The following is a 13319-nucleotide window of genomic DNA, read 5'->3' on the forward strand; positions in this document are numbered from 1 at the left end:
CAAAAGTGACCGAACTGATTTTGGGGCCTGAAAAGGAAATACCTGAGGAAAAGGAAAAACCTAAAAAAAAACCAACTCTTCCATAAAGCAATAGAGATGTACCCGATAATCCTGATTCTCATCCAATTCCTTAAAGACGTGTATAACGTATTCGACTCCCGTGATGTCGGTGCGCTTGATATGCTGATTCATACATACAGTGAAAGCGATGTCGACGCTTTGGCGCAATATGTGAAGGGACTGTCCGATGATTATGAAGCTGTAAAAAACAGCTTAATTTATGGCGAGATAAGCAATGGCCCCATGGAAGGAGTCAACAGCAGGATCAAAGCAATCCACCGAAGAAGTTCGGGCAGAGCAGGCATTTTCTTGCTCAATGCGTACATGGTTTTGCCAGGCTAAAATACACAGAAATTGCAATATTACCCACGCTTATGAGCAAGAGCCATCTTTGATTTCATCCCTGATTATTTTCTTTAATTCTTCCCGCTGTTCCTCACCTTTTTTTACAAGGTCGCTGACAAACCCCTGTGCATCTTTTCTGGCAACTTCGCCTTTGTTAACAAGCTCATCCACCATATTCTCAATTTTTTCTCTTGAGTATGCAAAGAGCCCTAACCCCATATTGAATGACTTTTCTAACAGATTTGACATAAATGATGTCTCCTTTCATATTTTTACTCAAATACTAATTCGATTGCCCTTAACGCTTCAGGCAGTTTTTTTTCTTGAGGGTCTAAAATGACCTGTATGGCAGTTCCAAACATCGCACCAAAAAGCATTCGGGCGATGGATTTAGGGGTATAGCCCCGTAAATTGCTTTTTGCAGGTATATTATTCAGGACATGCTTTTCTATTAAGTTTGCTAAATCTTCAAACAGGCTGCGGAGCAGTTTACCAAATGAAGCGGACCAGAGTGCCATACTGGTAAAGTCATACAATAGTCTGAAAAGCTTAGGATTTTCGTCTAGCATTTCCTGAAAATACATAATAAGTGATAATATTTTTTCTTTGGCAGTGGTTCCTTTACTTAAATGACTTTCTACTTCCTGCAGATACTTCTGCATCATCATATTTATTACCTCTGTAAACAACCCCTCCTTATTTTTATAGTAGTAGTTAAGCTGGCTTAGAACCACCCCTGCTTCATCGGCAATATCTCGTAATGATACATTTGCATAACCTTTTGATGAAATACACTCAAATGCAGCAAGTAATATTTTTTGGGATTGGTTCGCTTTTTCCATTTCGTTATTCATGGCATAGCTCCTTACTTGTTAATTCGGACATCCGACCAATTTGTTTTATTATATTACACTTTTTCTACTTTGTCAATTAGTGATATTCATTAGTTTTCAATGCTAAAGAACCTTGTTCAATTTAATCAATGTGCATCCTGAAAGAAATATTAAATTCATTATCACATTTTAAGCATTTCGCACGGCTGTTTTCCAAAATGTATATTTTCTCCAACTGATTACAATATGAGCGTTATATATTAGGAAAACCAACAAACTGTTGAAGCGGTGGGGTTATACCACCTGCAAATGCGAGTTGACTTCAATGTATTCGATAATGCGGCGTAGCTCGTCGGCAAACTTAAACCGTATGCTAATGTCGCCGCCCTCGTATACCTTGATATGGTCAACCAGTTCAATCAGTATTTCCCTTGTCAACTTGTCGATGTTCTCATATTTTCGGAAAGTAGTCAAAAACGGATTTTCAACGTCTATGCCGTTTTCCAGTTCGTCCCGCTCTTTTTTCAGATTGGCAATGACCTCACTGATGGCCTCATTTTGCCGCTCGTAATCTTCGCTCATGTGGCGGTAATCATTGTGCGTAATGACACCGTCTTTCCAGTCCTGATAAAGCCCTTGCTTGTATCGCATGATTTTGGCAAGCTCCTTTTCTTTTGCGGAAATCAGCTGTTCAAGCCGCACAGACTGGCTTTTTTTAAGCGGGGCCATATTGATTTGGGAAACGATAGCGGAGTAGCTGACCGCAAGGTGTACCTGTTGCTGAATGGCGTACAACGTAGCCGCTTCAAGCCTTGTACTTTTAATCGAGTGCATGGTGCAGGCTTTTTTTGAAAGGCTCTTGTATGTGCCGCATTGATAGTAAACATACAGTTCTTTACTTGCTATCCGTGACATTGCCCTGCCGCAATCCGCACAGCGGAGAAAGCCGCTGAACAAGTATAGTTGCTTTTGCTTTGGCGCGGTACGGGTATCGCGCTTTAACAGTTGCTTAACCTTTTCAAAGGCTTCCCGGTCAACAAGCGGCTCATGGGTATTCTGAACGACAATCCAATCTTCTTCGGGTACGGCCTCGATTTTGTGTATCTTGTAGCTTTTGACACGGTTTCGGCCTTGCGCCATATCCCCGACATAAACAGGATTTTTCAGCATGTTGGTGACTGTTATGGTACTCCACATCGGCTTTGCCTGTCCGTTGGGGCAACTGTACTTTAGGCCCTGGCTCTGCTTGTAAAGGGACGGACACATAGCGCCGTGGTCGTTCAGATGGTTTACGATTGCCCTAACCGCCATACCGTTTAGAAACATGGCAAAAATCTGTTTTACCACTTCGGCGGCTTCACGGTCTACAAGCAAGGCGTGTTTGTCGTTGGGATCTTTGATGTAGCCATAGGGAGCGTAGGAGCCGATAAACTCACCGTTACGCTTTTTGTAGTCAAACACCTGCCGGATTTTCTTTGAGGTCTGATAGCAGTATTGGTCGTTCATCACGTTTGTTATCGGAACAACCATACTGGAAACGCTCTCCGGGTCATTGTAGCTGTCTATCCGTTCATGCAGGCTGATAAACCGTACATTCATCTGCACAAACAGCCTGTCAATCAGGATGCCCGCTTCAACATAGTCGCGGGAAAGGCGCGAAAGGTCTTTGATAATCACGCAGTTGATTTTCCCAGTGCGAATGTCGGACAATAGTCTTTGAAAATCATCGCGGTCGGCGTCTGTTCCGGTAAAGCCATCGTCTTTGTATTCTTCCGACCATTCAAATTCATCCACGTTCATCTGCTCAAACTCGTTGAGTATTTTCCGTTGATTTTCTATGCTGTCGCTAACTTCCTTATCTTTGTCCTTAGCATTGCCACGCTTGAAATCGTCTTTGGAAAGCCTTAGATATTTTCCTAACCGCCATTTGGGAGTTTGTTTTGAGAATAGGGAAACGGCGATATTTGTTCCCCTGTTTTTTGTGCGTGCCATGTATCCTCCTTCCTATCACATTACACCTATATTATACCATTTGGGCATAATGCGAACAATGTAGTCGAGCCGCTAAAACAGCGTGTTTATGCTACTTTGGGCCATGTTGGCCCGAAGTGGGGGCGGCCTGTTATAGACCACTTTTTTGCCGTATCAGAAAATTGGCAATCATATCTTGCAGGGGTGGCCCATCATCTGAAAACTCAATTTTTACCGCTGTATCCCCAAGACGGAAGCAATAAGGATTTTTCACCTGTGCCAAAATCCGAGCGGCGCGTTCTCCTTTTGACAGGCTGTTGTCAAATGTTATGCCGCTAACATCTGCTAACTGCGCTTTATCTACTGTGGCAATATCTACGCTTTGCATTATGTTGATTTCTTCTTGATTCAACATCACTCTGCGCCTCCTTTTCAAAGCCATAAAATATATGTTTAGTTTCCTGATTGTCCTGTGAGGAAACACGAAAAGCCAGCACTTTGCAAATTGCAAATGCTGGCCTTTGATCTTGCCTCACACTTCAGTCCAAGTCGGCCCGAAGTCAATAGGGACTGTTACGGTAATGCTCGTCGGCTTCTTCGATGGACTTGAAATCAAAAACCTCATACAACTCCATCACTACGCGCTGAATATCATCAGGTTTGAAGCCGCAGTTTTCCATAGTCCATATGACATAGCCTCGGCAAGCGTTGTTGCTCCATCGCTCGGTCAGCATCATATCTAAAATCATGTCTTTTTCCATTTCGATTCTCCTATTGTAAAATAGGCGGAGCGCCGCGCCGGAAAGCGTCGGCCTGTCGTAAGACAGTAAGGCCCGGCGCGGCCTCCTCCTGATGATATTCTTCAAAACAGATAACCCAGACGGGCGGCGGCTTATCCACCCCATAGGATTTTCACCTCTCCCCATTCTGATGGCGAGGCGTCCTCATTGCCTGCGACGGCTCACGGCCTAATGGCCGCTTCAACGCTCGGACTGTGACTGAACGCAAGTGTCAAGGCTTGTGTGCTTTATTTGGCGGGGCCAGTTTCGACCCGCCTGTGGCATGGGCCTTGTCGCTCTCCCCATTCTCTGGCAATGGAGGTCATGGCGGGCCTGTCACTTGGCACACACACCCTTCGTATCCGGGTATCTTTTTATTCAGTTTTCAAACAGCACGGGAGAAGTCCCGACTTTGGGCCAACGTAGCCCGAAGTAAATTCCTCTCTCAATAACCATGAGATTTTTGATGCAAAATCGACCCGTATCACAAACGGTTTTTCAAGAATATTTCCATGCTGCGAAGAGCGCGGTTTATGGATTGACGCACATTCTTTTCACTCACACCCTCGGTACGCGCAATTTCGGTTTTGCTCATGCCAAGTATGTAATGGGCATAAACCCTCCGGCCCTGTTTGTTGGGGAGCGCATCGAGAGCGGCATGGAGTTCCTGCGCCGTTACCTTGCGCTCATAAACCTCGCAGGGGGAGAGAGAAACAAAAAGCGCGTCATGCTCAATACCGTCGCCCGCATCAAGCGAATATTGAGCTTTGTTCCAGAACATACGGCGGATATAGTTTCGCTCTAGTCGTTTGGCTTCTGTTAAGGTAGCCGCCACTTCATCGGGTATATCAATAAAAAGGTCAGCATTGTAAAACGGGTAATAATCCCGCAGATTGATCTTTGCCATATGGCTTTCCTCCATTTCGATTTTTGGTGATGGCGAATCTAAATGGAGGCGGCGGGGAGCGGCATCGAAACTGGACTTCGGGCCAAGGTGGCCCGAAGTGGTATCGGAGCTTGTCCGACAAAGAAACGGTCAAAAAAGGGCGCAAAAAACACCTTTACGGGGATAAGCCCGAAAGGTGTCGAATGAAAAATGTGTGCAAAGCGCACGTGAAATTTTTATTGCTTTTTTTAATTTTTTAAAGAAGGGAACTGCGGCTACATCCAGCCGCCATGTTTACTTGGCGGCCCCTCCGTTAGCCAGAGCAAGGTTTTTGCGCGCATAAAAGCCCTCCAATCGCATAACTGGCATTGGAAGGCCCTTAAAAGCGCGCATTTAATTCCTACCAATTTTAGATTGGCAGTAATTTTAAAATTTCAATCTATCGGCCAATAGAATACCCTTTAAAATATTAGTGCACTATTTTGTACTAAAACGTGTTAGAAAGATCGTTTATATTGTTGATATGAACACTTTGCTTTTGTTATAGTAAAGTTGGTTACAGTAATAGCAAACTAACAACACATTCCAATAAAGCCAGAGCCAGAATAATATTGATAATACGGTAATGTTTTATATATGTTCTTTGAAATACGCCGCCTAAAGTGGCCCAAGTCAAAGTCGCAATAGTACCAATTGTCGCAATAACTATTTCAAATAACAGTAACGCACCAAAAAGCGAATAGAAAGGCAATACATATCCTGTTAATGCTGTAATTCCAAATAAATAAATTTTCACATTGACAAATTGCAGAACGAACCCAGTCCAAAAGGACGGCTTGCTGCTCATTCCGTTTAAGTCTGGTTTGCTTAACAAAATATGTATTGCAAGCCATAAGATGTAGGCGGCGCCAACATATTTCATTATGGCTATAACAGGATTTAAAAATCTTTGCATCCCATACACTAATATGGCACACAAAACTTGTACAGCGTAATATCCCGTAAAAATACCCAACAATAAGTTTTTTCCTTTTTTCCAACCTACACGCACTATAGTATTAAGGGCGAGCAAGTTGCCGGGACCTGGTGTGAAAGCATTTATAATTGCATAAATAATAAAACTAGAGATTGTTTGTATATCCATACCATAAATATCCTTTCTTTTTGCGCCTTATTTTAAGTGGTATGGTTCAATAGTCTTTCAAAAACACGCATAAACCAACTATTTTTTTCACACCTTTGGTTGGCATAGTATTATTCAGACGCCTCTGTTTCTTTTATAAAAGCGCTGTCGCAAAGTTATATACTCTTCTATAATAGTCAATTCTCACTGTATAGATATAAAGCCAGTATTTAAATCCTCAATAATATCGTCTACATTTTCCAGCCCAACAGAAAGCCGTACCATTCCCGGATGGATACCCGCATCCTGTAGCTGTTCATCAGTTAATTGCCTGTGTGTTTCACTTGCCGGATGCAAAACACAGGTGCGAATATCGGCAACATGTACTTCATTTGATGCCAAAAGTAAAGAATTCATAAATCGAATTGCTTTTTCTTTACCGCCTTTAATCACAAAAGAGATGACACCACTTGCACCTTTTAGATATTTTTGAGCCAAAGTATAGGAAGCATTGCTTTCCAAACCCGGATATATTACCTTTTCCACATAATCGGAGCTTTCCAGATAGTGAGCAACCTTCATTGCATTTTCACAGTATTGTTTCATACGAATTGCAAGGGTTTCCAGACCCATGTTGAGCAGAAAGGCAGAATGGGCGGCAGGGTATACGCCGAAATCTCTCATAAGCTGCATTCTTGCTTTTATGATATAGGCGCTTTTTCCATAGGTTTCTGTATAGGAAATTCCGTGATAGGATTCGTCAGGCCCGGTTAAGTCAGGGAAGTTTCCAGAGTTCCAGTCAAAATTTCCACTGTCTACAATAGCGCCCCCGACTTGTACCGCGTGACCGTCCATATATTTACTTGTGGAATGCACGACAATATCCGCACCAAACTCAAACGGCTTGCACAAAATAGGAGTTGCAAAAGTATTATCCACAATAAGCGGCACATGATGTGCATGAGCAATCTGAGCAAGTCTCTCAATGTCCAGTACAGTTAATGCAGGATTTGCCAGTGTTTCTCCAAAAACTGCCTTAGTATTTGGGCAAAAAGCCGCATGAAATTCTTCATCACTTGCGTCCTGTTTGACGTAAATACACTCAATGCCTAACCGTTTGAGTGTGAAAGAAAACAGGTTTATGCTTCCGCCATAAATTTCAGGAACACTGATAATACTATCCCCGGCAGAACAGATATTCAGAATAGATAATAAGAGTGCCGCTTGCCCTGATGTTGTACATAAAGCTCCAATACCGCCCTCTAAATCAGCAATTTTACGTTCTACCGCCATTACAGTCGGATTTCCAAACCGGGAGTAAATCAGACTTTTCATTGGGTCATCAAAAACTGCGGCGACTTCTTCTGTGGAATCATATACATAAGTTGTACTTTGAATAATTGGCAAAACGCGTGGTTCCGCGTTTTGCGGCGTATATCCTGCATGTAAACATTTGGTTTCGTCTCTCATAAATTCATCTTCCTTTTGTTTTATTTAATCATAACACAATTTTCTCGCCATAAATAATACCAATAAAATATGGCCTGACATAGCTAAAAGCTATATAAGGCCATATTTGCAAAAATCTCATATTATATTTGCTTGGCAATATTTTTAAGGGCATCCCAGTAGATTTCGCCTAAATGGGTTAACGTCAAATCCTTATGTTTTAGTACGCCGACCCTAATCTGTTCATTAATGTTTAAAGGAATAGAAACGATGTCTTCACCATGTAGATATTTGGGAAATATTCCCGTTGATATAGTATAGGCGTTTAATCCGATCAAAAAATTCACGATTGCTGCTCGGTCGCTTACCCGAATACTCTTTTTTACGTTACGGGTGCTTAATATTTCTTCCGAAAAGTAGAATGAACTATATGCACCTTGCTCAAAAGATAGACAGGGATATTCGTCTAAATCTTCTAAATTGATTAAACCTAAGCCTGCAAGTGGATGAGCTTTGTAAAGAAATACATGTGGTTTTACGGTGAATAGCGGATAAAATTCAATGGAAGACTCGTCAAGTATCTTGCGTATAACGGTTTCGTTATATTCACTCAGATAAATAATGCCAAGCTCGCTGTGTAACAATTTAACATCTTCAATTATTTCAAAGGTTTTTGTTTCTCGGATAGTAAACTCATATTCCGCTCCACCAAACTCTTTAACTAGTTCAACAAAAGCATTTGCAGCAAATGTATAATGTTGCGTTGAAATGCAGAATCGCTGTTTTGCAGGAGTGCCTGTCAGATATTTTTCTTCTAACATGTCTGTCTGTTGGATAACCTGCCTGGCATATCCTAAAAACTCTGCACCGTCGTTTGTTAGCGTAATACCTCGATTAGTTCTTACAAAAAGAGAAAGCTTTAGTTCATTTTCCAAATCTTTTATGGCATTAGAGAGGCTAGGTTGTGAAATAAAAAGAGCTTTGGCGGCTTCACAGATAGAACCTTTTTCAGCCACGGATAAAACGTATTTTAGTTGTTGTAGAGTTATTGTCAACACCCCCTTAATTCTTTTGATTATACTTTATATGAATATGGTGTAAAAGTCAATTTACAGGGCTACACGTCTACACAAAACGGTTTACAGGGCTACACAAAACGGCAAGCAGGGCCTTTGTGTCCACAAAGGCACGCTGCACTCATTCCTCCCTCCGGTCGGACTGGCTCCGCTCTGCTTGTTGGTGCGCTGCCCCAATCCCCGTCAGACCTCCGCTTTCGCGTCGTCTGTTAAGCGCCTGCGGCGCTGCTGCGCGTCCCGACCTGGACGCTTTTTACATGCTGGAAAAGGGAAGATGAGGGGAAGCCTATCACCGCAAATTTTCTTGCTCCGGCGCGGATGGAGAATAGCGTAAAAGCCGGTCTGTATTTTCTTTCACCGTCAGCAGATTTTTCATATTTTCCCTGGCCTGACGGTAGCCCTGATAGAGCTTTTTCTTCTCGGCAAGGAGCGCGGCGTATTCCTGTTTGAGCGTATTGATGGAGGGAAGTTTTTTAAGCCCCAAAGCATCAAATGCTTTCTTTGCCGACTGATGTAAAATGATTTCTCCCTCATGTTCAGCAAGGAATTTTTTGCTATAGCCAGCCTTGCGGTATTGAACATAAACTTCCCGTGTCCGGCTGTAATTTGAGATATGTTTTTGCAGCTCAGAAATTTCCTTCATGCGGGTTTCTACCTGTTTAATTTTTTCGGAAAGAGCGTTAAAAGCTGCGGTCGTTTCTGCCGCTTTTTTCTCCAGAGCGGCATATTCGGTTAGGCCGTTTTCCTGTAAAAAGATTAACGTCTGCGCTGCCTGTTTCAGGTTGAAAATCTTTGCCCAACGTTCGTAGCCGTAGCCTTTTCCTGCCTGGATTTTTGCTTGAATATCAATCAGCAGATTAACCTTTGCCGTAGCTGGCTCAAAGGCGCTGCCGCCGCCGGAAACCACCATGCGGATACCTTCGATCCGTTCCCGGATTGCTTGCTCGGTGTAGTCACCTTTTAAGGTATCACACCGGGTTCCACGTTTCTGCCCGGGGCCGGTAAACTTAATGTGCTTACCACGCTTGACCGCATATCCCGATGCTTCCATGAGAGAAAGAAACGCTTCAAAATCGGAGGGCTTTTTCTCCAGTGCGGCGTCGATGGCCCGGCGCAATTTTTCCTGAAAGGAAGGAGGCTTTTCATCACCCAGCCACGTTCCGTAATTTCCCTTACTCGGCTTCGGATTTTCAACAATAGACAGTCCGTTCTCAATGCAGATTGTATCGCTTAACCTGCGAATGGCCCGACCGGAATGAAGAAAATCATCAAACTTTCCCGTGCAGTCCAGGGTGGTGGAATTGAAGTAAATATGCGAATGGATATGGTGTTTATCCTCATGGGTTGTTACGATAAAGGCATGGCGGCCTTTGGTAAAACGCATGGCAAGCTCATAGCCGATCCGGTTCGCTTCTTCGGGTGAAATTTCCCCCGGCTTGAAAGCCTGTCTGATCTGGTAAAGAAGAATATTTCTGTCCCGTTTCTGTTCCCGTCCGGTAATATAATAATACTGGCGTTTGGCAAGCAGAAACTCGGCGTCAGCCGTTGCAGGATCGCACATATACGTGGAAATCAGCAAGCCGTCCCGCGTCTTTTTTGGGTTCTTTCCATAGTCGAGACTTTTCTTCAATGTCGCCAATATACTCCTGCCTTTGTCGATATGCCGGGGTCTGAAATAGGTGGTTGCCATAGGAGCCCTCCTTTCTAAAAAAAGAAGCGCTCGATACCGATCAAATCGGAAACAAGCGCCTCTTTTTTCATATGATTTTTTTACGGTTATATGTCCATGTTCTTCCTTGACCATAGGTGCAGCAGCAGGATAACCAACGCACCGACTATCCAGATGCAGTATGTCCAAAAGAGGTTGCGTTCTGTGATGCTCCATGCCACAGCCCCAAAAATAAAACCCCAAAGGATGGATAGCAGGATGCCAATAATCCAAAAGCCCGGCTTTGTCATTTGCAGCCCGAGCAGAATTCCAAAAACCGCAATTCCGATTACAATCGCCAGCACCATGTGAACGTGCAGCACACCATGTGCTGCGAAGCCTGCAATAACGCCGAGTGCAATACTGTCAAAAACAATAATCTGTTTGAGAAAAAGGCCAATGATAAAGATTACAATGCCAACCGCTGCGCCGATCAGCAGTTCAAAGCCCGCCGCCGCTAAAATTCCCATAACACCCCTCCTTTTGGATTATTATACCATCAAGGTCGATCTGTTTCCACAATAAAAAGGAAGATGGCAGTTCTGCAGAAAAATTGCTTTCTGATTTTTTAATTTTTTATTCAATCTGCTCGTCCGAGATATCAATGATGCGCAGTTCCAGTCCCTTTGCCGCCGCCATCCGGAGGGTCTGTGCAGCATCGCTTTTTTGTTTTCCGTCTGAAACCGCAATGACTCTTTCCGATTTCTCGACTAAATAACGATTTCTGGCGAAGTAGCAATCCCGGTCTCGTTCGTGGCTGATTACTTTGACACCGCTGCACTGAGGCATCAACTCTTGGAACCGCCTATCTTTGGATTTTATCCGATCGGAGTAAGGGATAACCGCCTCCACATACAGATCGGGATATTGTTTCTTTTTTTCCGCAACAATAGCGGCAAAGTCCAAATCCACGTTATTTGACATACTGCTGAGGAATCTGGTAAATCCGTCCGCAATGGCCTTCTCGATTTCACGTTGAAGCTCCTGCCTGACGTACTCGATTTTATTTTTGGGTATCTCCCGAGGCCCTGTAACACATACTGTTTTCATGTCCTTCATCCTTTCCGTACTAAATATGATTTCGTACATTTACAAATATAGTAGCTTATATCTATTATGTCAATTATAATACTCTCTCACAATTGGCAAAATCGCTCCTTTTATAGAGTAAAATCTATTGCAAGGAGGTTGATACCAATGGATGAAAGTTATATACCGGAAAGGCTGGCGCAGCTGCGGACACAGATGGGTGTATCGGCGCGGGACATGAGCCTGTCGATGGGACAGGCCGACAACTATATTAACAATATTGAAAACAGAAAAGCCATGCCGTCCATACAGAATTTTTTGTGCATCTGCGAGTACCTGAAGGTGACACCAAAGGATTTTTTTGACGAAGGCACTACAAATCCCGCACTGCTCAATGAACTGATCACGGAGCTGAAACCGCTGAACAACAAAGCGCTTGAAAATCTGCTGAACTTTGTACGGGAGCTTCAAGGAAAGAAATAAAGGGTTGGATAAGAAGCTTGAACGATTGAATATTTTACTTGGGAGTACATTGTGCCCTCTGAGTAATGGAAAACTGACCGGAAAAGGCGGCTCACGATTTCTCATGAGCCGCCTTTTCCGGTCTGCAGTTATTTAGTTCGCTAACGTTCCGGGTCGATGCTTTTCTTATTTTGGGATTCAGAGCCAGGAGTTTCGACCGCCTTTTTGCCCTCGGCAAGCTGCTGAAGGATAGATGGTTTTTCCACAGGCGGCATATCTTTTCCGTGTTCCTGTGCAATCACCCTCTCACAAAAGTGTAAAAGCCCCGGTATGCTGTTTGTCGCTGTTTCCCAAATGACGTTTTCATCCATCTCGGTGTAAGCGTGCGCCAGCCAGTTCCGCATTCCGCGTATCAGACCCCATTGCATCTGCTCTTTGGTTTCCTCGCGAAACTCAACCGAAAGGCCGTTTGCCAATTCCCCAATCTGCAAAATGCACATGGATACTGCATTGAAATACGCCCTATCCTGTATAAACAACTGATAGTCCTTTCCAAATCTCTGGATAAAGCCCGCGATGTCCCGGCAATAGTTTTGGATATGCAATATCCTCTGTCGGTCTCCGCTATTCATAAATCTTTATCATCTCCGTTCGTACATTTTCAACGAACCATGGCGTCCGCTGCTGGGTACTTTCCTGCTCTAAAGTCTGTGTTGTAATTAAATCAACTTCCTTTCCGATGCTGTCGCACAAGTCGTTGTACAAACCGCCCATGTCAAACAGGCTTTTCACTTTGGAACCCATCCGATCAACCAGCACGTCTACATCACTGCTTTCCGTCGCTTCGTTCCGGGCATAGGAACCAAAGAGGTACACGGCGCGCAGGTTGTATTTCTCCGCCACCGGCGCTATCCTCTTTCTCAATTCGTCTATGGAATAAATCATGCGCCTCACCTCACTTTCTCCATGCTACGCGCTGCGATATATGTTTTAATGCTTGTTTGCGGTATCTCACACTGGATGTCTGGAACAACCTTTATGCTATCAATGGCCGAAATTGCAATCCCTTTTCATTATATTATACACCAAAATCTGTATTTTTACTATTGCAATTTGACGGAGCTCCAATGAAAGAAATAATGGGAAGGTTGATAGATAATAAATAAACAAATGAATTATGTGAGAATACAGAAGAATGAAACACGGAGAAAGCGACATATTCCCATGTTGGAAATATGCCATTTTCCCTCATTTTATATGCTATAGCTCGGATAACTTTCTGAGAATCCCGTTTGTCTGTTCCCAAAGCCGGTTATAATGTCCGCGCAAATCTTCAATATCAGCAGCGTACAAGTTTCCTGTTTCATTAGTACGGCGGGCAATCTGGTTCATGTTGTTGGTCGCGGTTCGCAGCAGGGTCACCATTTCCTGCACCTCTGACAGATCAAGCTGCACCACGTAACCATCCACGGCCATTTTTAAAAGATAGGCTCTCATATTGCGGATACCTGCCAGTTCCATTTTTCTCTTAATCATGTCGCGTTCCTGCTCATTGACCATAAAATGCAAGTTGATGTTTTTGCTTCTCTCCGGCATGG

17 protein-coding genes are annotated in these 13319 nt (G+C 43.5%); 2 read left to right on the top strand and 15 right to left on the bottom strand.

Translation table 11 applies throughout. The features are described 5' to 3' along the window. Positions 1–42 precede the first annotated feature (42 nt). On the top strand, positions 43–402 hold the full coding sequence (locus K364_RS26430; protein WP_277995617.1) for a transposase: 360 nt from the start codon (positions 43–45) through the stop codon (positions 400–402). A gap of 30 nt (positions 403–432) precedes the next feature. Here the strand turns inward: K364_RS26430 and K364_RS24850 are convergent, their stop codons facing one another. The 12 genes from K364_RS24850 to K364_RS0119210 all read right to left on the bottom strand — a co-directional run bounded on the left by K364_RS24850 (position 433) and on the right by K364_RS0119210 (position 11280). Continuing rightward, a complete protein-coding gene (locus tag K364_RS24850; protein ID WP_051534234.1) occupies positions 433–654 on the bottom strand; it encodes a phasin family protein in 222 nt (73 codons plus the stop codon). A gap of 23 nt (positions 655–677) precedes the next feature. Further along, positions 678–1247, bottom strand: a complete 570-nt coding sequence (locus K364_RS0119155; protein WP_028309351.1) for a TetR/AcrR family transcriptional regulator — start codon at positions 1245–1247, stop codon at positions 678–680. Positions 1248–1532: 285 nt separating this feature from the next. Next, positions 1533–3230, bottom strand: a complete 1698-nt coding sequence (locus K364_RS0119160; RefSeq protein WP_028309352.1) for a recombinase family protein — start codon at positions 3228–3230, stop codon at positions 1533–1535. 130 nt (positions 3231–3360) lie between these two features. Continuing rightward, a complete protein-coding gene (locus K364_RS0119165; RefSeq protein WP_028309353.1) occupies positions 3361–3624 on the bottom strand; it encodes a DUF6870 family protein in 264 nt (87 codons plus the stop codon). A gap of 145 nt (positions 3625–3769) precedes the next feature. Further along, a complete protein-coding gene (locus K364_RS0119170; protein WP_028309354.1) occupies positions 3770–3970 on the bottom strand; it encodes a hypothetical protein in 201 nt (66 codons plus the stop codon). Between the two features lie 502 nt (positions 3971–4472). Next, entirely contained in the window at positions 4473–4895 is a 423-nt protein-coding gene (locus tag K364_RS0119175) for an RNA polymerase sigma factor (protein WP_028309355.1), read from the bottom strand. 535 nt (positions 4896–5430) lie between these two features. Next, positions 5431–6018 (bottom strand): LysE family transporter, encoded by a 588-nt coding sequence (locus K364_RS0119185; RefSeq protein ID WP_028309356.1) that lies wholly within the window; start codon positions 6016–6018, stop codon positions 5431–5433. Positions 6019–6201: 183 nt separating this feature from the next. Next, entirely contained in the window at positions 6202–7467 is a 1266-nt protein-coding gene (locus K364_RS0119190) for an O-acetylhomoserine aminocarboxypropyltransferase/cysteine synthase family protein (protein ID WP_028309357.1), read from the bottom strand. A gap of 122 nt (positions 7468–7589) precedes the next feature. Then, positions 7590–8495 carry a LysR family transcriptional regulator gene (locus tag K364_RS0119195; protein ID WP_028309358.1) on the bottom strand — a complete coding sequence of 302 codons (906 nt, stop codon included), beginning with the start codon at positions 8493–8495 and terminating at the stop codon, positions 7590–7592. A 316-nt stretch (positions 8496–8811) separates the two neighbouring features. After that, on the bottom strand, positions 8812–10212 hold the full coding sequence (locus K364_RS0119200) for a relaxase/mobilization nuclease domain-containing protein (protein WP_028309359.1): 1401 nt from the start codon (positions 10210–10212) through the stop codon (positions 8812–8814). 86 nt (positions 10213–10298) lie between these two features. Then, a complete protein-coding gene (locus K364_RS0119205) occupies positions 10299–10700 on the bottom strand; it encodes a hypothetical protein (protein ID WP_028309360.1) in 402 nt (133 codons plus the stop codon). 106 nt (positions 10701–10806) lie between these two features. Next, a complete protein-coding gene (locus K364_RS0119210) occupies positions 10807–11280 on the bottom strand; it encodes an SLOG family protein (protein ID WP_051534235.1) in 474 nt (157 codons plus the stop codon). A 147-nt stretch (positions 11281–11427) separates the two neighbouring features. Here K364_RS0119210 and K364_RS0119215 point away from each other — a divergent pair, with 147 nt between their 5' ends. Next, on the top strand, positions 11428–11742 hold the full coding sequence (locus K364_RS0119215; protein WP_028309362.1) for a helix-turn-helix domain-containing protein: 315 nt from the start codon (positions 11428–11430) through the stop codon (positions 11740–11742). Between the two features lie 140 nt (positions 11743–11882). Here the strand turns inward: K364_RS0119215 and K364_RS24855 are convergent, their stop codons facing one another. From K364_RS24855 to K364_RS0119230, 3 genes are all read right to left on the bottom strand, one after another. Continuing rightward, positions 11883–12353 (bottom strand): HepT-like ribonuclease domain-containing protein, encoded by a 471-nt coding sequence (locus K364_RS24855; RefSeq protein WP_084296098.1) that lies wholly within the window; start codon positions 12351–12353, stop codon positions 11883–11885. Then, on the bottom strand, positions 12346–12666 hold the full coding sequence (locus tag K364_RS0119225; RefSeq protein WP_028309363.1) for a nucleotidyltransferase family protein: 321 nt from the start codon (positions 12664–12666) through the stop codon (positions 12346–12348). Before K364_RS0119225 ends, K364_RS24855 begins: the two co-directional genes overlap by 8 nt. Positions 12667–12981: 315 nt before the next feature. Then, complete coding sequence (locus K364_RS0119230; RefSeq protein WP_028309364.1) at positions 12982–13317, bottom strand: plasmid mobilization protein; 336 nt, start codon at positions 13315–13317, stop codon at positions 12982–12984. Positions 13318–13319 lie beyond the last annotated feature (2 nt).

It is taken from the genome of Desulfitibacter alkalitolerans DSM 16504, assembly GCF_000620305.1.
Lineage (GTDB): Bacteria > Bacillota > DSM-16504 > Desulfitibacterales > Desulfitibacteraceae > Desulfitibacter > Desulfitibacter alkalitolerans.

Coding starts and splice junctions, on each gene's coding strand:
- K364_RS24850 (WP_051534234.1), bottom strand. CDS start 654: ATGTCAAATCTGTTAGAAAAGTCATTCAATATGGGGTTAGGGCTCTTT.
- K364_RS0119155 (WP_028309351.1), bottom strand. CDS start 1,247: ATGGAAAAAGCGAACCAATCCCAAAAAATATTACTTGCTGCATTTGAG.
- K364_RS0119160 (WP_028309352.1), bottom strand. CDS start 3,230: ATGGCACGCACAAAAAACAGGGGAACAAATATCGCCGTTTCCCTATTC.
- K364_RS0119165 (WP_028309353.1), bottom strand. CDS start 3,624: ATGTTGAATCAAGAAGAAATCAACATAATGCAAAGCGTAGATATTGCC.
- K364_RS0119170 (WP_028309354.1), bottom strand. CDS start 3,970: ATGGAAAAAGACATGATTTTAGATATGATGCTGACCGAGCGATGGAGC.
- K364_RS0119175 (WP_028309355.1), bottom strand. CDS start 4,895: ATGGCAAAGATCAATCTGCGGGATTATTACCCGTTTTACAATGCTGAC.
- K364_RS0119185 (WP_028309356.1), bottom strand. CDS start 6,018: ATGGATATACAAACAATCTCTAGTTTTATTATTTATGCAATTATAAAT.
- K364_RS0119190 (WP_028309357.1), bottom strand. CDS start 7,467: ATGAGAGACGAAACCAAATGTTTACATGCAGGATATACGCCGCAAAAC.
- K364_RS0119200 (WP_028309359.1), bottom strand. CDS start 10,212: ATGGCAACCACCTATTTCAGACCCCGGCATATCGACAAAGGCAGGAGT.
- K364_RS0119205 (WP_028309360.1), bottom strand. CDS start 10,700: ATGGGAATTTTAGCGGCGGCGGGCTTTGAACTGCTGATCGGCGCAGCG.
- K364_RS0119210 (WP_051534235.1), bottom strand. CDS start 11,280: ATGAAAACAGTATGTGTTACAGGGCCTCGGGAGATACCCAAAAATAAA.
- K364_RS0119215 (WP_028309362.1), top strand. CDS start 11,428: ATGGATGAAAGTTATATACCGGAAAGGCTGGCGCAGCTGCGGACACAG.
- K364_RS24855 (WP_084296098.1), bottom strand. CDS start 12,353: ATGAATAGCGGAGACCGACAGAGGATATTGCATATCCAAAACTATTGC.
- K364_RS0119225 (WP_028309363.1), bottom strand. CDS start 12,666: ATGATTTATTCCATAGACGAATTGAGAAAGAGGATAGCGCCGGTGGCG.
- K364_RS0119230 (WP_028309364.1), bottom strand. CDS start 13,317: ATGCCGGAGAGAAGCAAAAACATCAACTTGCATTTTATGGTCAATGAG.